Annotated in this window: 25 protein-coding genes; 6 read left to right on the forward strand and 19 right to left on the reverse strand. The window is 70.5% G+C overall.

The genetic code is table 11. The features are described from left to right. From DP107_RS12365 to DP107_RS12375, 3 genes are all read right to left on the reverse strand, one after another. The coding region (locus DP107_RS12365; protein WP_144262463.1) for an acyl-CoA dehydrogenase family protein at window positions 1-823 on the reverse strand (823 nt) is incomplete at its 3' end. 155 nt (window positions 824-978) lie between these two features. Further along, window positions 979-3,240 carry a CDC48 family AAA ATPase gene (locus DP107_RS12370; RefSeq protein WP_144262464.1) on the reverse strand — a complete coding sequence of 754 codons (2,262 nt, stop codon included), beginning with the start codon at window positions 3,238-3,240 and terminating at the stop codon, window positions 979-981. Continuing rightward, window positions 3,237-3,518: a DUF7127 family protein gene (locus tag DP107_RS12375; protein ID WP_144262465.1), complete on the reverse strand. Its 282-nt coding sequence runs from the start codon at window positions 3,516-3,518 to the stop codon at window positions 3,237-3,239. Before DP107_RS12375 ends, DP107_RS12370 begins: the two co-directional genes overlap by 4 nt. A gap of 192 nt (window positions 3,519-3,710) precedes the next feature. Here DP107_RS12375 and DP107_RS12380 point away from each other — a divergent pair, with 192 nt between their 5' ends. Beyond that, window positions 3,711-4,481, forward strand: a complete 771-nt coding sequence (locus DP107_RS12380) for an alpha/beta fold hydrolase (protein WP_144262466.1) — start codon at window positions 3,711-3,713, stop codon at window positions 4,479-4,481. 350 nt (window positions 4,482-4,831) lie between these two features. On the opposite strand, the gene panB is transcribed toward DP107_RS12380, so the two are convergent. Then, complete coding sequence (gene panB, locus DP107_RS12385; RefSeq protein ID WP_144262467.1) at window positions 4,832-5,644, reverse strand: 3-methyl-2-oxobutanoate hydroxymethyltransferase; 813 nt, start codon at window positions 5,642-5,644, stop codon at window positions 4,832-4,834. Between the two features lie 115 nt (window positions 5,645-5,759). Here panB and DP107_RS12390 point away from each other — a divergent pair, with 115 nt between their 5' ends. Next, window positions 5,760-6,566 carry an aminoglycoside N(3)-acetyltransferase gene (locus DP107_RS12390; protein ID WP_144262468.1) on the forward strand — a complete coding sequence of 269 codons (807 nt, stop codon included), beginning with the start codon at window positions 5,760-5,762 and terminating at the stop codon, window positions 6,564-6,566. 8 nt (window positions 6,567-6,574) lie between these two features. Here the strand turns inward: DP107_RS12390 and DP107_RS12395 are convergent, their stop codons facing one another. Then, on the reverse strand, window positions 6,575-7,681 hold the full coding sequence (locus tag DP107_RS12395) for an AI-2E family transporter (RefSeq protein WP_144262469.1): 1,107 nt from the start codon (window positions 7,679-7,681) through the stop codon (window positions 6,575-6,577). Window positions 7,682-7,790: 109 nt separating this feature from the next. Between DP107_RS12395 and DP107_RS12400 the strand changes: the two genes are divergently transcribed. Beyond that, complete coding sequence (locus DP107_RS12400; RefSeq protein ID WP_144262470.1) at window positions 7,791-8,471, forward strand: carbonic anhydrase; 681 nt, start codon at window positions 7,791-7,793, stop codon at window positions 8,469-8,471. A 6-nt stretch (window positions 8,472-8,477) separates the two neighbouring features. Here the strand turns inward: DP107_RS12400 and DP107_RS12405 are convergent, their stop codons facing one another. From DP107_RS12405 to DP107_RS12425, 5 genes are all read right to left on the reverse strand, one after another. Continuing rightward, the gene (locus tag DP107_RS12405; protein ID WP_144262471.1) at window positions 8,478-8,924 is read right to left on the reverse strand and encodes an arsenate-mycothiol transferase ArsC; all 447 of its coding nucleotides are present in this window, start codon (window positions 8,922-8,924) and stop codon (window positions 8,478-8,480) included. 6 nt (window positions 8,925-8,930) lie between these two features. Then, entirely contained in the window at window positions 8,931-10,091 is a 1,161-nt protein-coding gene (arsB, locus tag DP107_RS12410) for an ACR3 family arsenite efflux transporter (protein ID WP_144262472.1), read from the reverse strand. Continuing rightward, on the reverse strand, window positions 10,084-10,482 hold the full coding sequence (locus DP107_RS12415) for an ArsR/SmtB family transcription factor (protein WP_144262473.1): 399 nt from the start codon (window positions 10,480-10,482) through the stop codon (window positions 10,084-10,086). The genes arsB and DP107_RS12415 overlap by 8 nt, the downstream gene beginning before the upstream one ends. 796 nt (window positions 10,483-11,278) lie before the next feature. Next, a complete protein-coding gene (locus DP107_RS12420; RefSeq protein ID WP_144262474.1) occupies window positions 11,279-11,605 on the reverse strand; it encodes a chorismate mutase in 327 nt (108 codons plus the stop codon). Continuing rightward, window positions 11,602-12,534 (reverse strand): shikimate kinase, encoded by a 933-nt coding sequence (locus tag DP107_RS12425; protein WP_144262475.1) that lies wholly within the window; start codon window positions 12,532-12,534, stop codon window positions 11,602-11,604. Before DP107_RS12425 ends, DP107_RS12420 begins: the two co-directional genes overlap by 4 nt. Window positions 12,535-12,808: 274 nt before the next feature. Here DP107_RS12425 and DP107_RS12430 point away from each other — a divergent pair, with 274 nt between their 5' ends. Beyond that, window positions 12,809-13,030 carry a hypothetical protein gene (locus tag DP107_RS12430; RefSeq protein WP_144262476.1) on the forward strand — a complete coding sequence of 74 codons (222 nt, stop codon included), beginning with the start codon at window positions 12,809-12,811 and terminating at the stop codon, window positions 13,028-13,030. Between the two features lies 1 nt (window position 13,031). Continuing rightward, window positions 13,032-13,958 carry a DUF5794 domain-containing protein gene (locus DP107_RS12435; protein ID WP_202877402.1) on the forward strand — a complete coding sequence of 309 codons (927 nt, stop codon included), beginning with the start codon at window positions 13,032-13,034 and terminating at the stop codon, window positions 13,956-13,958. Window positions 13,959-13,988: 30 nt separating this feature from the next. Here the strand turns inward: DP107_RS12435 and DP107_RS12440 are convergent, their stop codons facing one another. Then, the gene (locus DP107_RS12440; protein ID WP_144262610.1) at window positions 13,989-14,336 is read right to left on the reverse strand and encodes a uracil-DNA glycosylase family protein; all 348 of its coding nucleotides are present in this window, start codon (window positions 14,334-14,336) and stop codon (window positions 13,989-13,991) included. Window positions 14,337-14,453: 117 nt separating this feature from the next. On the opposite strand from DP107_RS12440, the gene DP107_RS12445 reads away from it, so the two are divergent. Beyond that, window positions 14,454-15,281 (forward strand): enoyl-CoA hydratase/isomerase family protein, encoded by an 828-nt coding sequence (locus tag DP107_RS12445; RefSeq protein ID WP_144262477.1) that lies wholly within the window; start codon window positions 14,454-14,456, stop codon window positions 15,279-15,281. A 14-nt stretch (window positions 15,282-15,295) separates the two neighbouring features. Here DP107_RS12445 and DP107_RS12450 read toward each other — a convergent pair whose 3' ends face one another. The 8 genes from DP107_RS12450 to DP107_RS12480 all read right to left on the reverse strand — a co-directional run bounded on the left by DP107_RS12450 (window position 15,296) and on the right by DP107_RS12480 (window position 22,268). Next, window positions 15,296-15,481: a hypothetical protein gene (locus tag DP107_RS12450; protein ID WP_144262478.1), complete on the reverse strand. Its 186-nt coding sequence runs from the start codon at window positions 15,479-15,481 to the stop codon at window positions 15,296-15,298. A 39-nt stretch (window positions 15,482-15,520) separates the two neighbouring features. Next, entirely contained in the window at window positions 15,521-15,886 is a 366-nt protein-coding gene (locus DP107_RS12455) for a hypothetical protein (RefSeq protein WP_144262479.1), read from the reverse strand. Window positions 15,887-16,174: 288 nt separating this feature from the next. Beyond that, window positions 16,175-16,336, reverse strand: coding sequence for a hypothetical protein (locus DP107_RS20115; protein ID WP_185977303.1), 162 nt, complete (start codon window positions 16,334-16,336; stop codon window positions 16,175-16,177). 179 nt (window positions 16,337-16,515) lie between these two features. Next, complete coding sequence (locus tag DP107_RS12460; protein ID WP_144262480.1) at window positions 16,516-17,721, reverse strand: alpha-hydroxy-acid oxidizing protein; 1,206 nt, start codon at window positions 17,719-17,721, stop codon at window positions 16,516-16,518. A 362-nt stretch (window positions 17,722-18,083) separates the two neighbouring features. Further along, window positions 18,084-19,046: a phosphomevalonate decarboxylase MvaD gene (gene mvaD, locus DP107_RS12465; RefSeq protein ID WP_144262481.1), complete on the reverse strand. Its 963-nt coding sequence runs from the start codon at window positions 19,044-19,046 to the stop codon at window positions 18,084-18,086. A 201-nt stretch (window positions 19,047-19,247) separates the two neighbouring features. Beyond that, a complete protein-coding gene (locus tag DP107_RS12470) occupies window positions 19,248-19,928 on the reverse strand; it encodes a DUF1330 domain-containing protein (RefSeq protein WP_144262482.1) in 681 nt (226 codons plus the stop codon). 67 nt (window positions 19,929-19,995) lie between these two features. Next, window positions 19,996-21,255, reverse strand: a complete 1,260-nt coding sequence (locus DP107_RS12475; protein WP_144262483.1) for a Glu/Leu/Phe/Val family dehydrogenase — start codon at window positions 21,253-21,255, stop codon at window positions 19,996-19,998. Window positions 21,256-21,395: 140 nt separating this feature from the next. Beyond that, window positions 21,396-22,268 carry an HpcH/HpaI aldolase/citrate lyase family protein gene (locus tag DP107_RS12480; protein WP_144262484.1) on the reverse strand — a complete coding sequence of 291 codons (873 nt, stop codon included), beginning with the start codon at window positions 22,266-22,268 and terminating at the stop codon, window positions 21,396-21,398. Window positions 22,269-22,367: the final 99 nt, after the last annotated feature.

Here is a 22,367-nt window from a genome sequence, read left to right on the forward strand (position 1 = left end):
GCTGACCGAACTGTTCGCGCTGCTGTGAGTACTCCAGGGCCCGCTCGGCGGCACCCTTCGCGATTCCGACGGCCTGGGCGGCGACGCCCGTCCGGGTCTCGTCGAAGAACTGCATGACCTGCAGGAAGCCCATCCCCTCGGTCCCGACGAGGTTCTCCTCGGGGACCCGAACGTCGTCGAAGATGAGTTCGGCCGTGTCACTGGCGCGGATGCCGAGCTTCCCCGTGATCTTGTCGGCCTCGAACCCGTCACGGTCGGCCTCGACGAGGATCTGGCTGAAGCCGTTGTAGCGACCCTCCGCCTCGGGGTCGGTCTTACAGAGGACCACGAAGTAGTCACCGACGGTGCCGTTCGAGATCCACATCTTGTTGCCGTTGATGACGTACTCGTCACCGTCCTTCTCCGCGCGCGTCGAGATGGAGGAGACGTCGCTCCCGGTGTCGGGCTCCGAGATGGCCGCCCCCATCACGGACTCGCCCTCGGCGATGGGTGGCAGGTACTCCTCCTTCTGCTCCTCGGTACCGAACTCGACGATGGCCTCGCTCCCGAACGCGGAAGCGGTCACACAGAACCCGATACCCGGGTCCGCCGCGAACATCTCCTCGACGACCAGGGCGGTGTCCAGCGTGTCCAGCCCGGCGCCGCCGTATTCGATTGGGAGGCCCCCGCCCAGCAGGCCGTTCTCCGCGGCCTTGTCCATGACCTCGTGCGGGTACTTCTCGTCGACGTCGTACTCGGTCGCGACCGGCTTGATCTCGTTCTCCGCGAACCGACGAACCTCCCTTTTCAGCTGCTTCTGCTCGTCGGACAGTTCGAAGTCCATGCGCCTGACGTACAATCCCACACGTAAAAACGCAACTGTTCTAACGAAATACGCGAAACGGCACGTGAGGATTAACTCTGTAAATCACTCGACCGGTTACTGCCGGGATCTTCATCTCCTACTGCCGGTTCCGGGAGCCGGTCCCGGTCGTGTCGCTACTGGAACGTCCGGGAGACCTCGGGCTCGTCGGCCGGCTCCTGGCCCCGCGAGAAGCGCTCCTCGATCTGCTCGTAGCGGTCGCGCGTCTCCTCGTCGACGCTGGCGCGAACCTCACCCAGCGCCTGCTCGAAGTGGTCCATCGTCACCAGGACGTTGCCCACACTGGTCCCGGTGTCCTCCGGGGAGACGGAGTTGATGAACTCCCGGGTGGCCGCCATCGACGCCTCGCGACAGACCGCCTCGATGTCGGCCCCGACGTAGCCGTCCGTGCGCCGGGCCAGTTCATCGAGGTCCACGTCGTCGGCGAGCGGCTTGTGCTCCGTGTGGACCGCGAAGATGGCACGGCGAGCCCCCTCGTCGGGAACCGGGACGTGGACGTGCCGGTCCAGCCGTCCCGGGCGCAGCAGCGCCGAGTCGATGAGGTCCGGGCGGTTGGTCGTCGCGACGACGACCACGTCCTCCAGCTCCTCGAGCCCATCGAGCTCGGTCAGCAGCTGGCTGACGACCCGCTCGCCGACGCCGGAGTCGCCCATCCGCTGGCCACGCTCGCCGGCGATGGAGTCGATCTCGTCGAAGAAGACGACCGTCGGGGCGTTCGAACGGGCCTTCTCGAACACCTCGCGGACGCCCTTCTCCGACTCACCGACGTACTTGTTGAGCAGCTCCGGCCCCTTGATGGAGATGAAGTTCGACTGGGCCTCGTTGGCGACGGCCTTCGCCATCAGGGTCTTTCCCGTGCCCGGTGGGCCGTACAGCAGTACCCCCTTCGCGGCCTCGAGGTCCATCTGCTCGAACACGTCCGGGTAGTCGAGCGGCCACTGGATGGTCTCGCGGAGCCGCTCCTTGGTGTCCTCGAGGCCGCCGACCCGGTCCCAGCTGACGTCCGGGACCTCGACGAACACCTCGCGGAGCGCGGAGGGCTCGATGCCCTTCATCGCCTCCTTGAAATCCCGCTCGGTGACCTGCAGGGAGTCGAGCACGTCGGCGTCGATCTCGTCCTGCTCCAGATCGAGCTGGGGGCGCACGCGCCGGAGCGCGTTCATCGCGCTCTCCTTGGCGAGCGACTCCAGGTCGGCACCGACGAAGCCGTGCGTGCTCTCGGCGTACTGGTCGAGGTCGATGCCGTCGACCAGCGGCATCCCGCGGGTGTGGACCTGCAGGACCTCCTTGCGGCCCGCCTTATCCGGAACGCCGATCTCGATCTCGCGGTCGAACCGCCCGCCGCGCCGCAGCGCGGGGTCGAGCGCGTCGAGCCGGTTGGTCGCGCCGATGACCGTGACCTGGCCCCGCTCCTCCAGCCCGTCCATCAGGCTGAGCAGCTGGGCGACGACCCGGCGCTCGACGTCACCGGAGGTCTCGCCACGCTTGGGCGCGATGGAGTCGATCTCGTCGATGAAGACGATGGCCGGGGCGTTCTCTGTTGCCTCCTCGAAGACCTCGCGGAGCTGCTCCTCGGACTCCCCGTAGTACTTCGACATGATCTCGGGGCCCGAGATGTTGGTGAAGTAGGCGTCGATCTCGTTGGCGACGGCCTTCGCCATCAGGGTCTTCCCCGTGCCCGGCGGGCCGTGCAGCAGCACGCCCTTTGGTGGTTCGATGCCGAGCTGCTGGAACAGCTCCGGATGCCGCATCGGCAGCTCCACCATCTCGCGGACCTGCTCGAGCTCGTCGTCGAGTCCGCCGATGTCCTCGTAGGTGACGCTCGGCGCCTCCGGGGCGCCGGCCGACTCGCCGGAGATCTGCTCGGCGGGCTTCTCGCTCACCTCGATCTCCGTCGAGTCCGTGACGACGACGGTCCCGTCAGGGTCCGTGTCGGCCACCTTCAGCGGGATCTTCTGGCCGCTCATCGACGAGAGCGGGCCCAGTCCCAGCGAGAACGGGACCTGCTGGCCCTTCGTGACGGCCTGTCCGCTCAGCTTGTCACGGATGTGTGGGCCGATGTTCCCCCGGATGCGGAGGTTCTGCGGCAGGGCGACCGTGATGCTGGTGGCCGGGTTCACCTCGGCCGGCTCGACCTCGACGCGGTCGTCGACGCCCACGTCAGCCTCCTGCCGGAGGCGGCCGTCGACCCGGATGACGCCGCTGCCCTCGTCCTCGGGGTAGCCGGGCCAGACGCGCGCCACCGCGCGCCCCTCGGACCCCTCGACGAGGATGTAGTCGCCGTTCTCGAGATTCATCTCGCGCATGGCCGCGCGGTCGACGGCCGCGAGCCCGCGACCGGCGTCCTTCTGTTTGAGTGGTTTGACGGTGAGTTTCATCGATCGGCCTCCGTGTCGGTGGTCTCCGCCGGCTCCGCGGCGGTCTCGTCCACCTCGATGCTAACGACGCCGTTCCGCAAAGTCGCTTGGCCGCTCGCGCCCGCGGGCAGGTCCACGTCGTACTGCTCGTCCCCGGTCACGATCAGCAGGGTGCCGTCGACCACGTCGACGGTAGCCTCCGCCCCGGGGCCCAGATCGAACGCCAGGACGTCGCCGTCGGCGTAGTCGTACTGACGGGCGACGATGTCCTCGTCCTCGAACCGCTGAGTGGGTGTCATACTAACCCAGAGTTAGCGCTACTACTATATGAACTTTTTCCTGATGCGGAGAACACGTCCCCGTGTTTCCTACGAACGGCTGAATTGCGGTTCACGCACGACGACCCCCAGCCGTGCCACCGTAACCGACGACCTCGTGCCCGGCGCCGCCCGGCCCCCGCCGTTGATGTGCCCCCGAGTCGGACGCCCGGTATGGAGAGCGTCACCCATCACGGCCGCGAGACGGCGTACCGCGACGCGACCGACGGCCCGGACCCGGTGCTGTACATCCACGGCAGCGGCGGTACGCACTCCGTCTGGGGCGAGCAGTGCGGGCGCCCGGGTCACGATGCGGTCGCGCTGGACCTGAGCGGACACGGGGACAGCGAGGACGTCGATTTCGGCCCCCGGGCCGGGCTCGACGCGATGGCCGCCTACGCCGATGACCTGGTCGCGGTCGCCCGCGAGACTGACGCGACCGTGCTCTGTGGCAACTCGCTCGGCGGCGCCGTCGCGTTGACGGTCGCGCTGGACCGGGAACTCCCCCTCGACGGACTCGTCCTCGTGGGGACCGGTGCCAAACTCGGCGTCGCGGACGACCTGTTGGACGCGCTCGGCGGGGACTACGAGGCTGCCATCGACGCGCTGGTCGACGACGACATGCTGTATCACACGCCGACCAACGAGCGCCGCGCCGATGCCCGCGGGATGTTCAGGGCGGTCGGCCGGCGGGCGACCGAGCGCGACTTCCGCGCGTGCCACGCCTTCGACGTCCGCGACCGCCTCGACGGGGTCGACTGCCCGACCCTCGTGATCAACGGCGAGCACGACCGGCTGACGCCGCCCACCTTCCACGAGTACCTCGCCGAGCACCTGCCCGACGCGCGCCGCGTCGAGATCCCCGACGCCGCCCACATGCCGTACGTCGAGCGTCCGGCGCCGTTCAACGACGCCGTCGACGGGTTCCTCGCCGACCTGGACTGACCGGTCCGTCGACGGCCTCCCGGGAGTCCCCCGGGCCCTTGACGCGCGAGCGCGCAGCGGGTCAACTCGGCCCCGGCCCGCCCGCCGCGAACCACAGAGCCATTCCGGGGTGCGATACGTGTGCCCACAACAGGGAGCGATGCCGGACGCGAGTCGACCGACCCGAACGGAGGTGCCCGTGCGTACCCGGACGCCGACCCGCGGTGCCCGGAGTGTGGGGAGCCCGTCGGCGTGACCGCGACCTGCTGCATACTGCTCGGCGGACCGCACCGAGGCACGGGCCGCGGTCGGCTGAGTCGCGTCACGGTTCGTCCCCGACAGGCGGGGAGCGGGGCAGTGGGGTCGCCGGCTCAGTAGAGGTCGTCCGTGTCCAGGCCCTCGGCGACGTGGCTGTGCTCCTCGGCCGGGAAGTCGCCGGACTCGACCCCGTCGACGTAGCTCTCGATAGCCCGCTCCATCTCCCCGCGGACGTCGCCGAAGGCCCTCGAGAACGGCGCCACGCCCTCGGTCAGCCCGATGACCTCGTCGACGGTGAGCACCTGGCCGTCGCAGTCGGGCCCGGCACCGATGCCGATGGTCGGAATCGAGAGCGTCTCGGTCACGGCCGCCGCGGCGTTCGCGGGGACGTGTTCGAGCACCAGCGAGAACGCGCCCGCGGCCTCGTGTGCCTCCGCGAGTTCGAGCATCCGGCCGGCGGCCTCGTCGTCGGTCGCCTGCCTGAACAGCCCGGTCTCGTTCTCACGCTGGGGCGTCAGTCCGAGGTGGGCCTGGACCGGGACCCCGAGGTCGGTCAGTCGGTCGGTCAGGTCGACAGTGTGCTTGCCACACTCCAGTTTCACGCCGTCGGCGCCGGCCTCCTTCACCATCCGGCCGCAGTGCTCGATGGAGTCGGCCTCGTCGACGCCGAAGGAGAGGAACGGCATGTCCGCGAGCACGAACGCGTCCTCGGTGGCGCGAGTGACGGCGGCCGTGCGGCTGGCGATGTCGTCGACAGTCACGGGGAGCGTCGACTCGTGGCCCAGGCGGAGGTTCCCCACGGAGTCCCCGACGAGGATCATGTCGACGCCGGCCGCGTCGACGAGCTCGGCGGTTGGTGCGTCGTAGGCCGTCAGCATCGTGACCGGTTCCTCGCCGGCCTTCGCGCGGATGTCCTTCGCTCGCATGTACCCGCCATCCGGCGCGGCCGGTGGTAAACGTGGCCCCTCTCGCCGCCGTGTGGTCGGTACGCGGGCCGGCGGACCCTGCACACTCAAGCCCCGGGCCGTGCCAGGTCGCGGTATGGGAGAGCAGGCAGCGCTCGAACGCGTCGAGGACCCGGTCACCGTCGACTCGCTGGTGGCGGACCTCCGTGCCCTGGGCGTCGAACCGGGCGGGACGCTGCTGGTCCACTCGTCGCTGAGCGCGCTGGGCTGGGTCGCTGGCGACGCACAGGCCGTCGTCGACGCGCTCCGCGCGACCGTCACCGAGGCGGGAACCCTGGTGATGCCGACGCACACGCCACAGTACACGGACCCGGCGGGCTGGAGCAACCCGCCGGTGCCGGCGGACTGGCCCGAACGCATCCGCGAGGCCCGACCCGCCTACCGGCCGGCCTCGACGCCGACGCGGGGGATGGGCGCCGTCCCGGAGTGCTTTCGGACCTACCCGGACGTCCACCGGAGCGCCCACCCCATCTACTCCTTCGCCGCGTGGGGCGCCGATGCCGATGCCATCGTCGCGGACCACCGGTTCGCGAACGCGATGGGCGAGGGGTCGCCGCTCGCGCGGGTGTACGACCGCGACGGGGACGTCCTCCTGCTCGGCGTCGGCCACGCCGTGAACACGTCGCTCCACCTCGCGGAGTACCGGGCCGACATCGACCCGCCGCGCATCACCTGCGAGGCGCCGGTGATGCGCGACGGCGAGCGGGTCCGCGTCTCGTTCGAGGACATCGAGACGGACACCGGGGACTTCCGGACGGTCGGCGGGGCGTTCGAGTCCCGGGCGTCGGTCGCCCACGGGACCGTCGGGGCGGCCGGGAGCCGGCTCCTCGACCAGCCGGCGCTCGTCGACTTCGCGACGGACTGGTTCGAGGCGAACCGGTAGCCGGGCGCCTACCGGAACTGGTCGAGCCGCAGCTGGTCACGGTGGAGACCGTCGCCGTCCGGCTCGGCCGCGCCCAGCAGCCGCGGGAGCGCCGTGTCGGCGAACGTCAGCCCGACGACGAGGGCGATGGGTGCAAAGAAGAGACCGTAGAACCCCAGCACGACGGGGCCGAGCGTATACGCCAGCATCAACAGCCCGACGTGGGTCGTCTCCCCGCTGAGCAGCGGCCGGAGGACGAGGTCCGGGATGGTGTCGACCACCACGACGGCGACGACGAGGAAGGCGACGATGTAGACGAGGACGGCGTCGTTCCCCCCGAGCAGGATCGGTATCGCCGCGATGCCGGTCAGCGGCAGGTAGACGATCTTCATGCCAACGACCGGGATGAGGCTGGCGACGCCGGTGAGCACGCCCGCCAGGGCTGGATAGGGTATCTGCGCCTGCATCGGCGCGAAGAGGTTGTAGCCGTGGTACGCGCCGACGGCGATGAGCGAGGTCGCGATGACGTTCAGGAGGTTCCCGAACAGGACCGCCTCCAGTTCGCCGTCGACGGCCTCCAGATACGCCCGGATGACGGCGTCGTCGTCGAACCGGAGCAGCCACTCCCGGATGCGGTGCCCGTCGACGAGGAGGTAGTAGACGACGATGATGACGATGAAGAGGTTGAGGAAGAACCCGGAAACCAGGCTCGTGAGGAAGGTAGCGTTCTCCGTGGCGAAGGTGAGGAGTCCGTCCAGCTGCCCGGCCCGGTAGGCCCGGACGAGGCCCTGCAGCGTCAGTTCGGGTAACTGGTCGACGCCACCGAACCAGGAGACGTTCTCCGAGACGACGCCGATGACGCCGTACTGGTCGATGAACCGGCGCGCCTCGACGATGAGCAGGACGACGGTGTAGCTGATGAGCAGGAGCAGCGGCACCGCCAGCGAGGCGATGACGACGACGGCCCGAACCCGGGCCGGGAGCCGGAGGCGGCCCAGGACGTCGTAGTAGCGCCGGGTGGAGTAGTAGAGGAAGACCGAGACGGTGAGTGCCGCCACGAACCGGACGGCCAGATAGCCGACAACGACCGAGACGGCCAACCCGAACATCGCGATGGCGAACCGCTTCTCGTCCATGCTCCCCGTTGGAGCAGCCCCTACGATAAACCGTATGGAACCACCCCGTCATCCGGATGCTTCCGGCCCTTCCGGGGGACATTTAGGTACATCCGCCGCACGGGGGGGCATGAACCGGACCGTCGTGGAGATGTTGCGTCGGAACGACGCCCACGCCGACAGCTACACGACACGGTTCGGCGACGTGCAGGACGGCCAGCAGCCGGAGGCGGTCACCGTCTGCTGTTCGGATTCGCGCGTGCTCCAGGACCGGATGTGGGGCAACGACGAGCCCGGCCACCTGTTCACCGTCGGCAACATCGGTAATCGCGTCGTCCAGCGGGCCGACGGGGAGACGGTGGTCTCGGGCGACGTGCTCTACCCCCTCGCCAACACCGGCACTCGGACGGCGGTGGTCGTCGGCCACACGGGCTGTGGCGCCGTGACCGCGACCTACGACGCGCTGACCGACGGCATCGACGTCCCGCCCGGCATCGACCACTGTCTCGGGCTCCTCGGCCCCCACCTGGAGCCGGGCATCGAGGCGCTCCCCGACGGGCTGGACCGGGCGGCGGCCGTCAACCATCTCGTCGAGTACAACGTCGACCGGCAGGTGGCGTTCCTGCTGGGCCGCGACCACGTCCCCGACGACGCCGACATCGTCGGCGCCGTCTACGACTTCCAGGACGTCTACGGCGGCCGGCGCGGCGAGGTCCACGTCATCAATCTGAACGGCGAGCGCGACCCCGAAGCGCTCCGCGAGGCCCACCCCGACGTCGGGTCGCGGATCCGACGCCAGTGGGTCTACTGACCGTCCTCAGCCGCCCGGCGTCAGGTCGTCGAACAGCGCGACGACCCGTCGCTCGATCTCGTCCCGTATCCCGCGGACCTGCTCCGGGTCCCCACCGTCCGGGTCGGAGAGGGCCCAGTCGCGGACGTCGACGCTGTCGTCGACCGCGCCGACGTCGAGCGTCGAGCAGCCCATCGTCGCGACGTGGTCGCACGCGTTCAGCTCCTCGATGGTGATGGCGCGGGGCGTCCGGTCGGAGAGGTCGAAGCCGACCTCGGTCATGACTTTGACGACCTCGTCGTGGACGCCGTCCGCGGGGTCGGTGCCGCCCGTCAGTATCTCGATCCGGTCCTCGAGGCCACGCCGCTCGCGTTCGCGCTCGGCGAACGCGGTCGACATCTGGGAGCGACCGGCGTTCTGGACACAGATGAAGGCGATTCGTACCGGGTCCGTCGGCGTCGAGTCGGATGTCATGGTGGATCAGTCGTCGTCCGTCGCCGCCTCCGCGGCGACCGCGTCGGGGCGGTCCGGCTCGCTCCCTCCCCAGTCGAGCCGCCGCTGGAAGTAGAGGGCGACGTTGACCAGCGCGAGCAACACCGGGACCTCGATGAGCGGGCCGACGACGGTGGTGAACGCGACGCCGGAGCCGACGCCGAACACGGCGACGGCGACCGCGATGGCCAGCTCGAAGTTGTTGCTCGCGGCGGTGAAGCCGATGGCCGTCGTCGTCGAGTAGTCCGCGCCGGCGCCCCGGCCCATACCGAAGCTGACGAGAAACATGACGACGAAGTAGATCGTCAGCGGGACCGCGATGAGCAGCACGTCCCCCGGCGAGGCGACGATGCGACCGCCCTGGGTCGCGAACATCACGACGACGGTGAACAGCAGTGCGACCAGCGTCAACGGGTCGATCCGGGGAACGAACTCCTCCTCGTACCACTCCGTGCCCATCGCCCGGGTGCCAACGAGCCGGGAGAGGACCCCGGCGGCGAACGGGATGCCGAGGAAGATCACGATGGCCTCGACCACCTGCATCGGGGTGATATCGAACGTCGTGATGCCGGCGACCAGCGACTCCAGCCCCAGCAGCGGCGGGAGGAAGAGCGCGAAGAACCAGACGTAGACCCCGTAGGTGACGATCTGGAACAGGCTGTTGAACGCGACCAGCCCGGTGACGTACTCCGTCGAGCCCTCCGCGAGCTCGTTCCAGACCAGCACCATCGCGATGCAGCGGGCCATTCCGATGAACACCAGCCCGAGGAAGAACTCCGGCCGGGCCGGGAGCCCCGGGACGACGCCGCCGAAGGAGACCACGGCCAGCCCGAACATCAGGGTCGGCCCGATGAGCCAGTTCTGGACGAGGCTCAGCCCCAGCACCTTGACGTTCCGGAAGACCGCCGGGAGCTGCGAGTAGTCGGCCTTCGCGAGCGGCGGGTACATCATCAGGACGAGCCCCACCTCGACGAGGCGGAAGGTCTCGATGGGGGCGGTCACCGACGGTGCGACGGTGCCGAGCCCGACGCCGACGGCCATCGCGCCGACGATCCAGACGGTGAGGTACTTGTCGAGGAAATCCATCGACCGCGGGTCCCCGCAGGACTCACAGCCGCAGTCCGGCCCGTGCTCGTGGACCTCACTCATCGGTCACGCTCCCCTCCAGGACCGTGACGAGGGCGACCGCGCGGTTGGTCGCGCGGTACTTCCGCCAGCGCCCGTCCTTCCGGCCCTCCGCGAGCCCGGCGTCGACGAGCGCCGAGAGCGCGTGACTCAGCCCGCTCTCGGTCACGTCCACGACCGCGTTCAGTTCGCAGACGCAGAGCTCCCCCTCGGCCGCGACGAGCACCCGGACGAGCGTGTACCGGGTCCCGTTGGCCAGCGCCGAGAGTACGTCGAGTTCGGCGTTGACGCGCGCGCTGCCGAGCGCCGCTTCGAGCGTGCCGAGCTCCTCGAGCCGCCGTTCGACATCCTCGTCCCGGCACTCGCCGAGCTCGTCGTCGAGGTACCGTCGTAGCCGGTCCGTGGCTTGTGCCATCACAAGGTGATTGAGATTCTATTCAATTAATACTTCCGTCCGAATCCGCCGTCCGGCGCCCCGGATTCCCCGCCACTCGTACGCCGCGTACGTACCCCTCCCGGACTGCGTGCTCGTGATCAAGTAGAGGCGCCTTCCGTCCGTGTCTCGGCGTAGACGCCGTGCTGGTCCACCTCGTCCGCCGTGTCCTCGTCCAACATCTCGAACGGCCTCCCGGGATACTCGGTAGGTCCGGTCATCCGTTCTCCACACAGTAGTTCAGTTTTCGTTCAACTAAGCCCTTCCTCCCGGCCGAGATGAGTGTGGCTAGCTGGAACAGCTACGGGACTCGACGCGGGGAACCCGGGCGGCAGTAGAAGTAGAATCGAGCGAAGCTTCGACCGTACCGTCGAAACTGGTGCCGAAACCATGCGTCCTACAGGTGTACCGTGTCCCGCCGTTCGACGCCCTCCCGGCACTCCCCGAAGGCGTCGCACAGGTATCGACGGAGCCGGGGGTGGCCCCTGCTATCGGACAGCAGTTGGCGGGTATCCCGGAACGATCACTCCCGCCGGCTGCCGGCGGGTCCCCGAGCTTCCGAGCGCCACACGGGCGAACGTCGCTGACGGTCGACAGAGGCAACGTCCTACTGCCGTCCGTCGCCGCCCTTCCCGTGACCCCTGGGACTGCGCGGTCGGGGGCCGTCGGGAGTCTACGGACTCCGTGTGTCGAAACCGGGCTATCGGTGTCTCCATTGGACTATCGAGGAAACAATGGGGAAATCGGACATACAGTCCGGAAACGGCCGGACCGCCGGTCAGCGGGACTCCCGCTGCTCGACCTTGTTCAACTCGATGAGCAGCCGGAACACGGCCTTCACGAGGTTGGAGTCGACGCCGAACCGCTCGGCGTTCTCGCCGGCGCGGTCCATGACGGCCTGCTCCTGGTCCTCGTCGGTCGTCGGACGGCCCTCCTCCCGCTTCACTGCGGCGATGGACTCGGCAACGTAGGTCCGCTGGGCGATGAGCTCGACGATCTCCCGGTCGATGCCCCGTATCTCCTGGCGGAGTTCGTCGAGCTCCATCTCCTCCACCGTGATTCCGTCCTGTGCGTCGTCGTCCGTGTCCGAGTGGCTGTCGCTCATGGGTGATGTTCCGGGGTTACGATACCGCCGGTGGTGTCCAGCGCGAGTCGGCGGGTGGTCCCCTCGCGCTCGCGCCAGCGGGCCGCGACGGGGTCGAGTGCGTCATCGGTGCCGATGGCGACGAACGAGGGGCCCGTGCCAGACAGCGACGCGCCGGCCGCGTCGGGGAGCGCCTCGACCGCCGGGTCCGCGGGGAAGCCAAGGGCCGCGCAGAAGGCGAACCCGTTGACCGTCATGGCGCGGGCGTAGTCGCCGTCGAGCGCCAACTCGCGCACGAGGTCCGCGACGGGGGCGACCCGCTCGCAGCGCGCGACGTCGGCGTCGGCCGAGAGCGCTCGCTCCTCGGGAGTCCAGACGAGCGCCTGCCATGCCGTCGGCAGCGTCTCGCGGGCCAGCAGCGCGTCAGCGGTGTTGTCGGTCACCGTGACGCCGCCCAGCATCGAGGCCGAGGCGTCGTCGAACGCCCCCGTGACGGTGACACCGGCGTCGCGGGCCGCCTCGACCCCAAGCCGGCAAGCGGCGGCACGGGTCGGGGCCGCCGGCGTCGCGCGCTCGCCGTCCGGCAGCGCGTCCGGGGGCGCTCGGTCGAGCGCGGCCAGCACGGCCAGTACGGTCGCGTTAGCCGCGGCCGAGGAGGACTTGAGCCCGGCGGCCATCGGCACCGCGCTCTCCGTGCGGACGTGGCCGCCGGTCGCGGTCGGACCAGTCGTCTCCGGGCCGCCGTGGCGCTCGCAGACCAGCGCCACGCACCGCTCGACGAGTCGCGTGTCCGCGTCGGGCGCGCCGGCGACCTCGCCGGTCACCGTCCCCGAGTCGTCGAGTTCGACGGTCGCGGTCGTCCGCGCGTCGATGGCGAAGGCACTGCCCGAGCCGTTCGCGAGCGCGTTCAGCACCGTCCCCGCACCGGGCGCGGTGGCGCGACCCTCCATCGACCGACGGTCGGCGGGGACCACACTAAGCGATGGCGGTCGTGGCGAGGCTGGCGAACGCGGTGACGGGTGGCCGTATGGTGAACGCGGTGACGGGTGGCCGTACCCCGTCGCGCGCACGACGGCATCCATGGCTGGTCCCCCGTCACCCGCCCAGTCCTGTGCACGGAAGTAGACGAACGTCGCTCGACCCCCGGATACGACCCCTGGTTGGCGGTGCGTTGGTGCCGAGTCTCACACAACGACTAATACCCCGCAAGTATTGCGTAAGGGTATGGACTTCGCTAGTCCCGCCGCGAGCATCGCCGGAGAGCAGACGGCCCGTCAGGGCACCGGCAAGACATTCGCGACGTGGACATTTAATAAGGCGAAGAACCCCTTCGTGACCCGATGGCGCGGCTCCTGGTCGACGACCGCCGACCGGTCCGTCGACGCCGCCTTAGGGTATCGCGAGGACCATCTCCCATCGGCCGTGGGTGAGGGCCTCGCACCGTGAGATGAGCGTCTCCCGTCACCCGATCGCCCTCCGCCTCGAGCAGCACGTGGGCCGTGGGACGCGGCTCCTCGCGACCGTCATGCTGCTGCCGCTGGTTGACGGCATCTTCCCCGCACTCGTCCTCGCGGGCGGGGTCGACGACCTGACCGGTATCCTTGAGGTCGGCCTGCTCGTCTTCGGTGGCTCCGCCACCGTCGCCGTCGTCCTCGCGGAGATGGACGGCACGCGCCGCGAACAGGTCATCTCGGTCCTCCTCGTGGGGGTCGGAGTCATCACCCTCGCGGCCGTCGAGGCCGCGCTCGCGCCGACCATCGAGACGATGCTGAACCTGGAGACGTTCAGCCGGTTCGCCGCGCTGGTCATCCTCGCGGTCGCCGCAAAGACCGCCTCGGCCACCGTCGGCGAGTACCTCCCCAACCCGGCCGTCATCATCGGCCTCGGGCTGGTCGCGAGCGCGGAACTCTCCGGCGCGAGCATCCAGCCCGTCGCGGACCCGTGGCTCGTCGCCCGGGGCGCTGCGGCGGGCGGGGTCGGCGTGGCCTTCGCTCTCGTCGTAGCCCTGCTCGGGCCGTGGCTCCGCGGCGTCGTCGACCTCGACCGCTTCCGCTTCGGGAGCGCCGTCGCGCTCGGCGTCCTGCCACTGTCGATTCTCGAACTCATCCCCGCGAACGCGCCGCTCGCGCTCGCGGTCCTGGGAATCACGTCGCTGCTGGCGTTCGACCCCGACGGGCGCGGCGAACCACTCCTCGCCGAGGAGGCGGAGGGGCCGGTCGCGGCCGACGGCGACGGCGCGCGTGACCCCTCCATCGAGACCGTCGACCCTGATGTCGATCCCGACGTCGGCGCCGTCGCACCCGCGGAGAATCAGGACGACGATGTCGACCACACGCCCGGCGTCTCCGACGGGGACCGGGCGCCGTGGCTGTAGGGTCGGGCGACTCCGCGAGCCCCCCGTCGGCTACCCGACCAACGTCGCGACACCCTTCGTCTGCCGGTAGTCCCGCGACAGGACCGTCGCCAGCCGCCTCCGGAGCGCCCGCTCGTCCGCGGGCGCCCAGTCCGCCGGGTCGGCGACCGGCACCAGCAGGAACCCGCGGCCGGTGACCCCCTCGGCGTGCAGGATCCGCTGGAGCCGGACGCCCGCGGCGGAGTCGGTGAAGGGGACGCCGGCTCCGGCGCCGCCGTGGCGCCCCGGATGGTCGCCGCCGACGTGGACATCGGCATTGGCGTCCCCGTAGCCGGCCACTGCGGAGCCGGGATACTGGATGCCGAACGGGTTCGAGACCTCCGACGTGACGTTCTCCAGGGGGCCGTAGGCGTCGCCGGAGCATGAGCGTCGTGACTCGTCGGGGAGCGCGGGCGAGTGCCGCCCACCCGACCCGCCGGCACAAGCGGGAAACCCCCGGCCGTCGACTGGTCGTCCATGACCGACATCGACCCGACCGCCACCGACCGGAGCGCCGAGAGCGACGTCCTCGACCTCGACCACCCCGACGAGCACGTCGCGCGGGTGCGGCTCTCGCGCCCGGAGTCGCTGAACGCGTACAACGGGACGCTGCTGCGTGACCTCGTGCCGACGCTGCGAGCGCTGGACGAGGACGACGCGGTCCGGGCGGTCGTCCTGACGGGCGAGGGGGAGGGGTTCTGTGCCGGGGTCGACCTGGACGACATGCCGCTCTCGGCCGACCAGGACCTCGCCGAGTACGAGGACGGCCTGGGGATGTTCCAGGCGGTCGTCGCGACGCTGCGCGGGATGGGGACGCCGGTCGTCGCGGCCGTCAACGGCTACGCGATGGGCGCCGGCTGCGACACGGCGCTGGCCTGCGACTTCCGGATCGCCGGCGAGTCCGCGACGATGGCCGAGACGTTCGTCGACGTGGGGTTCGTCCCCGGCGACGGCGGCGCCTACCTGCTCCCACGCATCGTCGGCGAGGCGAGGGCCAAGGAGCTCATCATGACGGGCAAGCACGTCTCGGGCCCGGACCTCGTCGACTGGGACCTGGCCCGCGAGTGCGTCCCGGACGACGAGCTCCAGGACGCTGCGGTCGAGTTCGCGGCGGAGCTCGCGAGCGGGCCGCCGGTGGCGCTCGCGGAGTCCAAGCGCCTCGTCAACGAGGCGTTCGACGTCGACCTGGAGACCGCGCACCGCCACGCCACCCGGGCCCAGCGCCTCTGCTCGCAGACCGACGACCACGCGGAGGCGGTCACCGCCTTCGCCGAGGACCGCGAGCCGGAGTTCGAGGGGCGCTGACCGGCTGCGGACGCTCACTCGGCCGCCCGACCGTATCGGGCGACTGCGACGACGGCCAGGACCACGACTGCCATCGGAACCGGGTAGACGGCGGCCACCATCGCGACGATGGGGACCGCCGCGGCGGCGACCGAGTATCGGACGGGCGGTGCCCGTCGGTGCTGTGCGGACTGTGCGTACTGCCGTGCCTGTGATCTCATGATTGGAGGGGTGTCAGCGGAGCCGAACTGCCGGGCCGGCTAGCCGTAGTCGTCGGCGTCCGCGCGCGTGCCGTACTCGACGGCGACGGCGTGGACCGCCTCGATACCGAAGGCGTCGGCGACGTGGTCGGCCATGGTGTCGGGGTCGTGGTCGCTGAAGTCGCCCTCGACGCGGCCGGTCACGTCGACGTAGATGTCGAGCGCGGCCGGCCGGACGGCGTCGATCTCGCCGACGTCGACGACGGCGGCGCCGTCGATGCCGGCCAGCACCTCCGCGACGCCGGCGGGGAGGTCGCCCATCTCGCCACGGGGGACCCGGAGTTCGACGTCGACCTCGACTGCGACCGGTTCGTCGACCGGCCCGTTCGTCTCCTGTGCATCCGCCTGGGTCTGGTAGAGTGCCATAGGGGACCGGCGGGAGTCGAACCCGCGGCGCTCGCGCGCCCCACCGGGCGGTCCTGAGGGTGGCGTACTCGGGGGGTCACGCACCGGGTCCGATGGTGACCCCAGCTCGTCGTGGCGATACCTCTCGCCTGGCGGCGGGTGGGCCGCTGCTCGACGACGCGCCGGCCGCTCGGCGCTGTCGGGGTGACTGTCGGGACCTGTGGCCGGCTGCGGGTCGGGAGTCGTGGAGGAGAGCGGCGCACGTGGCCTCTCGCGCCCCCTGGCGCGCCGGGCGGGGGTCCCGGCTGCCTACGTCGACAGGGCCGCGAGCCGCGTGCGACAGGTGGCCACTCCGGACCACGCGAGCATCCCGACGCCGGCCCACCGGCCGGCAGTGGCACGTCCGCCGATGATGGCGAACGCCCCGCTACCGGAGGCGGCGAGCGGTGGGATGGGGATGGTCGTGGTCATGGTGGCCTCCGTTCGTCCGGCGACCGGACGAGCGTGCTTCCGACTGTGCGCGGACCCGTATTAATGGTTTCTCCGCCGTGCGGCCCCGTAACAACCGGTTTTGTGGTCGAACCAGTCGGGCTCGCATCGAAACGCTCGGATAACGGACGAACCTGTACAGCAGTCGACGGCGCCGTCGGTCAGCGGTAGGATTCGGGGGTCCGGAACAGCTGTCGCTCGTCGACAACCAGCGACCGGTCGACGTCGGCGGCGCTCGTGCGACCGGTCAGCCCCATCGTCAGGTCCAGGTCGGCGAGGAAGTTCTCGCAGACCGCCGCCACCCCGTCGGCGCCGTCGATGGCGAGCCCGTACACGTAGGGCCGGCCGAGGCAGACGGCGTCCGCGCCCAGCGCCAGCGCCTTCAGCGCCTCCGCCCCCCGGCGGATACCGGAGTCGAACAGCACGTCGGCGTCGGTGTCCTCGAGTTCGGCGGCGATGCGGGGCAGCGCCTCCAGCGCCCCGATAGCGCCGTCGACCTGCCGGCCGCCGTGGTTCGAGATGACCACGCCGTCGGCACCGTGCTCGACGGCCCGCCGGGCGTCCGCCGGGTGGAGCAGCCCCTTCACGACGACGGGGAGGTCCGTCTGATTCCGCAGCCAGTCCAGGTCGTCCCAGGTCAGCGTCGGGTCACCGAAAACGTCGAGGAACGTCTGGATGGCGCCGAACTCGTTCTCCGCGGGCGGCTGGTCCAGCAGGTCGAGGAAGGCGTCGTCGGCGAAGTAGTTCGCCATCCCCTCGCCCTCCAGCTGCGGGACGTAGCCCCGCGAGAGGTCCCGCTCCTTCCAGCCCGGCACCGGCGTGTCGACGGTCAGGACGATGGCGTCGAAGCCCGCGTCCTCGGCGCGCTCGACGAAGCTCTCCGCCAGCGACCGCTCCGAGGACCAGTACAGCTGGAACCATTTCGGCGTGTCACCCAGTTCATCGGCGACGTCCTCCATCGTCCGCGAGGAGACGGAGGAGAGCACCATCGGGAGCCCGGCCTCCCGGGCGCCCGCGGCCGTCGCCACCTCGGCGTCCTCGTGGGCGAGCGACTGGATGCCGATGGGCGCGAGCATGACGGGGGCGGGCAGCTCCTGGCCGCAGACCTCCACGGAGAGGTCCCGCTCGCCCACGTCACGGAGGAAGCGGGGGACGATGCGCCACCGGTCGAAGACGTGCCGGTTCCGGCCGACCGTGTTCTCGCCGCCGGCGCCGCCGACCACGTAGCCCGCAGCCGCGTCGTCCATGACCGCCAGGGCGGCCTCCTCCAGCGCCTCGAACCTGATGGGAACGTCCGGCTCGACGCCGGCGTGGCCGCTGATGAAGATCTCGCGCTGGCGCTGCTCGCCGATGTTGCCGTCGGACATACCCGGGCGTGCGTCCGGGGGCGACATAACTGTGAGCGGGCGGACTCCAGGGGGCACCCGGACGACGAGAACGGGACCTCGTCCCGCTTCCGGCCGGAACCGTCCGAACGATGGAGTGGGTGCTGTTCGACTCGACTGCATACCGCGCCGAAGGCGCGGTTTCACTCGTCCGAGGCGAGTGGTGAGTCGGCCGGAGGCCGACGAACCCGAGCCGAGGACGAGCTTTTTTTGAACGTTTTTCGCGCAAGTGGATCGCCGGCATAGCCGGCAATCCAATAGCTGGCGGCGTAGCCGCCAGCCGGTTCGCGCAGAGCGCCGGCTTCGCCGGCGCACAAGCGAACCCGCAGCGCAAAAACGCTCGTTTAGAAGAGCTCGTTGTCGACGATGCGGGCGGGGCCGCCGACCTCCCAGACGCGGGTCGGGACGCCGAGGTCCTCGATGGCCGCCTGCACGCGGTCGACGTCCTCGGGGGTGGTGTTGACGTAGACGGAGGCGCCGGTGTCGGTCGAGTAGTAGGCGTCGAGGCCCTCCGCCCGGAGTTCGTGGACGGTCTCGAAGATCTCCAGCGTCTCGGGCTGCCAGTAGACCCAGCCCGTGGGGCCGGTCATCGTGGTCGCGGCCAGCGAGAGGGAGTCGTGCTCGGCGAGTCCGAACGTGTCGGCGAAGTCGGCCCGCCGGAGCGAGTCCCGCATCGACTGGAGCTGCTCGTGGACGTGGGCCATCCGGGCCTCGAACATGTGGCTGTCCTCGGCCTCGTCGTGGGCCGCCTGGGTGTGTTTGAACGCCGGCACCTCGCAGGCGACGACCCGCAGGTCGTCCTCCAGGTCGGTCTCGAGGCGATGTGAGCGGCAGTCCTCGTCGTTCAGCCCGGCCGACAGGTCCGAGAAGGCCCCCGTGACCGCGCGGGCGGCGGACGCCGAGCCACGCCGCGCGATGGCCGACACCGTCGGGTGGTCGAGGTCGAGGCCGGCGGCCTCGCACGCCGCCCAGGCCAGCGCCGCGAACCCGGACGCGGAGGAGCCAAAGCCGATGTTCGTCGGGAAGTTCGACTCGCTCTCCATCCGGACGCGCCGGTCCTCGTCGGAGAGCTCGCGGACCCGCTCGACGACCGAGCGGATGCGGTCGGCCCCCTGTCCCTCGACGGTCTCGCCGTCGACGACGTAGCGGTCGGCGTCGCGTTCCTCGAACGCGACCGTCGTCCTCGTTCGCGAGGGGGCGGTACAGACGCTGATGGAGTCGTGGTACGGCAGCCGGAGGTCGTGGTCGCTCATGCCGTGGTACTTCACGAGCCCCTGGATGGGGTGGGCGACGGCAGTGGCCTTCATACCCCAGTTCGTGCGTGGCGCTCGCTTCAGGCTTCGGGTTCCGCACACGGCGTGGCGATTCGGCCGCGCGCTCCGATGTTTCCACGAAACGACACGGATGCGCGCTCGCCTGTGCGACTCCGACGGAAACGCCCGTATCAGCGGAGTTATACTCGCCGGGTGGCCGCAGGGGACGGTCGTCCGGTCCCGAACGACCGCCCGTCAGGACCCCTCGCGCCGGTAGAGACAGAGCGCGTGGTCCTCGACGGCGTTCTCGAGCGCATCACCCAGTTCGTCGACCGTCGCGTCGGCCGCCGTCGGACTCGGCTCGGCGAAGCAGGCGATCCCCGGGTACGACAGCGGGCGCGGGTCGGCACCCCGGACGGGCTCGCCGAGGAAGTCGAAGTCGCTGGTGAGCCGGGAGCCGTAGACGAAGGCGCCGCTCCCGGGGTCGAACGCCTCGCGGATGGCCTCGAAGTCGCCCCCGTCGACCCGGCCGGTCCGCGGCTCGAAGTGGACGGTCAGGAGGTGGTCGTGCCGCCCCAGGGGCCCGTCGGCGACGGGGCTGGTGAACCCGGCCTCGAAGTGGGAGACGCCGCGCTCGCGGAGCCCGTCGAGCAGCGAGTAGTAGGGGGTCCCGATCAGCAGCAGGAACCGGCGGTGTGAGGGGTACTCCACGAGGCCGAACTCCTCGCACTGGCGCTGGCCGTGGTAGGTCCGCTCGTGCCGGCCGAACCAGCGCGGTCGACCGCCGACGACCCGGAGCAGCGGGGAGACGGCGGCGGCGTACCGCTCATACCAGCGCCGGTCGGCGAACGTCAGCAGGTTGGGGACGTGGACCGGCTCCGGCAGGTCGCGCTCGTAGGCGGCCGCGAGCGGGTCCGGGAGGAGGCGCTCGAGCATGCCACCGGCGACGATGGCAGGGGGTAAAACGGTAAGGGACTTCCCGTCGAGGGGCCACGCGCCCGGCTCAGGGCCAGGTCCCGCCCTCGCGGTACGCCCTCAGCACGCGTTCGAGCGCGACGACGTAGGCCGCGGTCCGGAAGTTCCGCAGGTCGTGCTCCTCGAAGGCCGACACCAGCCCGTCGAAGGCGTCGACGATGTGGCGCTTCAGCTCCCGGTTGACCTTCTCCTCGGACCAGTAGAACCGCTGGCGGTTCTGCACCCACTCGAAGTACGACACCGTCACCCCACCCGCGTTGGCCAGGATGTCCGGGAGGACGTGGACCCCGCGCTCGGTGAGGACGTCGTCGGCGTCGGGGGTCAGGGGGCCGTTCGCCGCCTCGACGATGACGTCGGCCGACACCTGCCGGGCGAGGTCGGCGTCGATGGCGTTCTCCAGCGCGGCGGGGATGAGCAGGTCGACGTCCATCGACAGCAGTTCCTCGTTCGTGAGCTCCTCGTCGGCCTCCGGGTAGTCCGTCACGGCGCCCGTCCGGTCCTTGTGGTCGCGCACGGCGGCCGCGTCCAGTCCGGCCCGGTCACAGATCGCGCCCGACGAGTCGGAGACGGCGATGATGTTCGCGTCGAGTTCGGACTCCAGGAGCTGGGCCGCAACCGACCCCGCGTTGCCGTAGCCCTGCACCGCGACCGTCGCGCCCTCGATCCGCCGACCGAGGTAGTCGAACGCCTCCCGCGCGGTGAGCATGACCGACCGCCCGGTCGCCCTCACGCGGCCCTCGCTCCCGCCCGAGTCGATGGCCTTCCCCGTGATGACGCCCGTGGCAGTGGTGTTCTCGAGCGTCTCGTATGTGTCCTTGATCCAGTTCATCTCCCGCTGGCCCGTGTTGACGTCCGGCGCCGGGATGTCCTTGTCCTCGCCGATGATGGGGCGGAGCTCCTTGGCGAACGAGCGCGTGAGCCGCTCCAGCTCGTCCATCGACAGGGTCCGCGGGTCGACCGCGACGCCGCCCTTCCCGCCGCCGTACGGGATGTCCACGACGGCGGTCTTGTACACCATCCACCCCGACAGCGCCTTCACCTCGTCCTCGTCGACACCCGGATGGTAGCGGATGCCGCCCTTGTACGGGCCGCGGTCACCGTTGAACTGGGCCCGGTAGGCCCGGAACGTGTCCAGTGAGCCGTCGTCGCGCTCGATGGTCAGGTTGGTCGACAGCAGCCGTTCCGGCCGCGAGAGCCGTCGGAGCTCACCCTCCGATACGTCCACGTGCTCGCCGGCGGCGCGGATCTGTCCCTGGAGGGACTCGAACGGGTTGGCTTCCTCGGACATAATGTGTGTCACTGCCGGTCGGTGTAAAAACGTGCTGGGGAGATCGCACACTGGAGCCCCGTCCCTGTAGTGGACTCACCACGTTCGAGGGCCGTTCACGGCCCGACGACCGGCGGCGGCCGTGCCAGCCACCCGCCGGCTCACTCCGCGTCGGGCCAGACGCCGGCCGCCGTCGCCCGCTCGCGGACCTGCTCGGCCCGGGCGATGAGCGGCGCGTCGATCATCTCGTCGTCGACGCGGAAGACGCCGACACCGTCCGCCTCGGCCTCGGCGGCGGCCGTCAGCACCCGGCGGGCCCAGTCGATGCGGTCCTCGGCCGGCGTGAACGCGTCGTTGACGACCGACACCTGCGCCGGGTGGATGCAAATCTTCCCGTCGTAGCCCAGCTCCAGCGCGAACTCCGTGTCCGCGGCCAGCGCCTCGGACTCGCCGATTTCGGTGAACACGGTGTCGATGGCGTCGACCCCGGCGGCGGCGGCCGCGAGGACGACATGCTCGCGGGCGTGGAGCACCTCCGTTCCCTCGCGGGTGCGGCCCGCGCCGATGTCCGCCGCGAGGTCCTCGGCGCCGAACGCGACCGCCGTCACGGGGTCCGCCGCGGCGATAGCCTCGGCGTTGAGGACACCGGCGGCGGACTCACACAGGGCCAGCACCGGGAGGTCCGCCCGCCGCCCCGCCAGCAGGCTGTCGAGGATGCGGACGTCCTCCGCGCGCTCGGCCTTCGGGAGCATCACCGAGTCGATGCGGGGCTCCCCCGCGAGGACGGCCTTCAGGTCGTCCGCCGCCAGGTCCGGGTTCGGCCGGACCGCGTTGGTGCGAACACAGACCTCGCACGAGGGGTCGAACTCGGAGTCGGTCAGCACCTCGTTGACCGCCTCGCGCGCTGCCGCCTTCTCCCCGGGTGCGACCGCGTCCTCCAGGTCGAACGCGACCACGTCGGCACCGGAGTCCGGGGCCTTCCGCATCAGTTCGGGCCGGCCGCCCGGCGAGAACAGCAGACTGCGTCGTGCCATGTCGCGGTCTCACCCCGGTCACACTTCAATCCGACCACGCGACCCTCGGGGCGGACACCTCCCGCCGGCTCCCCGTCCTGCTGCCGGAGGAGGTTAGTG

This window comes from Haloglomus irregulare (assembly GCF_007421925.1).
GTDB lineage: Archaea > Halobacteriota > Halobacteria > Halobacteriales > Haloarculaceae > Haloglomus > Haloglomus irregulare.

Excerpts from the sequence above, each read along its gene's own strand:
- DP107_RS12370 (WP_144262464.1), bottom strand. The coding sequence starts at position 3,240 with ATGAAACTCACCGTCAAACCACTCAAACAGAAGGACGCCGGTCGCGGG.
- DP107_RS12375 (WP_144262465.1), bottom strand. The coding sequence starts at position 3,518 with ATGACACCCACTCAGCGGTTCGAGGACGAGGACATCGTCGCCCGTCAG.
- DP107_RS12380 (WP_144262466.1), top strand. The coding sequence starts at position 3,711 with ATGGAGAGCGTCACCCATCACGGCCGCGAGACGGCGTACCGCGACGCG.
- panB (WP_144262467.1), bottom strand. The coding sequence starts at position 5,644 with ATGCGAGCGAAGGACATCCGCGCGAAGGCCGGCGAGGAACCGGTCACG.
- DP107_RS12390 (WP_144262468.1), top strand. The coding sequence starts at position 5,760 with ATGGGAGAGCAGGCAGCGCTCGAACGCGTCGAGGACCCGGTCACCGTC.
- DP107_RS12395 (WP_144262469.1), bottom strand. The coding sequence starts at position 7,681 with ATGGACGAGAAGCGGTTCGCCATCGCGATGTTCGGGTTGGCCGTCTCG.
- DP107_RS12400 (WP_144262470.1), top strand. The coding sequence starts at position 7,791 with ATGAACCGGACCGTCGTGGAGATGTTGCGTCGGAACGACGCCCACGCC.
- DP107_RS12405 (WP_144262471.1), bottom strand. The coding sequence starts at position 8,924 with ATGACATCCGACTCGACGCCGACGGACCCGGTACGAATCGCCTTCATC.
- arsB (WP_144262472.1), bottom strand. The coding sequence starts at position 10,091 with ATGAGTGAGGTCCACGAGCACGGGCCGGACTGCGGCTGTGAGTCCTGC.
- DP107_RS12415 (WP_144262473.1), bottom strand. The coding sequence starts at position 10,482 with ATGGCACAAGCCACGGACCGGCTACGACGGTACCTCGACGACGAGCTC.
- DP107_RS12420 (WP_144262474.1), bottom strand. The coding sequence starts at position 11,605 with ATGAGCGACAGCCACTCGGACACGGACGACGACGCACAGGACGGAATC.
- DP107_RS12425 (WP_144262475.1), bottom strand. The coding sequence starts at position 12,534 with ATGGAGGGTCGCGCCACCGCGCCCGGTGCGGGGACGGTGCTGAACGCG.
- DP107_RS12430 (WP_144262476.1), top strand. The coding sequence starts at position 12,809 with ATGGACTTCGCTAGTCCCGCCGCGAGCATCGCCGGAGAGCAGACGGCC.
- DP107_RS12435 (WP_202877402.1), top strand. The coding sequence starts at position 13,032 with ATGAGCGTCTCCCGTCACCCGATCGCCCTCCGCCTCGAGCAGCACGTG.
- DP107_RS12445 (WP_144262477.1), top strand. The coding sequence starts at position 14,454 with ATGACCGACATCGACCCGACCGCCACCGACCGGAGCGCCGAGAGCGAC.
- DP107_RS12450 (WP_144262478.1), bottom strand. The coding sequence starts at position 15,481 with ATGAGATCACAGGCACGGCAGTACGCACAGTCCGCACAGCACCGACGG.
- DP107_RS12455 (WP_144262479.1), bottom strand. The coding sequence starts at position 15,886 with ATGGCACTCTACCAGACCCAGGCGGATGCACAGGAGACGAACGGGCCG.
- DP107_RS20115 (WP_185977303.1), bottom strand. The coding sequence starts at position 16,336 with ATGACCACGACCATCCCCATCCCACCGCTCGCCGCCTCCGGTAGCGGG.
- DP107_RS12460 (WP_144262480.1), bottom strand. The coding sequence starts at position 17,721 with ATGTCCGACGGCAACATCGGCGAGCAGCGCCAGCGCGAGATCTTCATC.
- mvaD (WP_144262481.1), bottom strand. The coding sequence starts at position 19,046 with ATGAAGGCCACTGCCGTCGCCCACCCCATCCAGGGGCTCGTGAAGTAC.
- DP107_RS12470 (WP_144262482.1), bottom strand. The coding sequence starts at position 19,928 with ATGCTCGAGCGCCTCCTCCCGGACCCGCTCGCGGCCGCCTACGAGCGC.
- DP107_RS12475 (WP_144262483.1), bottom strand. The coding sequence starts at position 21,255 with ATGTCCGAGGAAGCCAACCCGTTCGAGTCCCTCCAGGGACAGATCCGC.
- DP107_RS12480 (WP_144262484.1), bottom strand. The coding sequence starts at position 22,268 with ATGGCACGACGCAGTCTGCTGTTCTCGCCGGGCGGCCGGCCCGAACTG.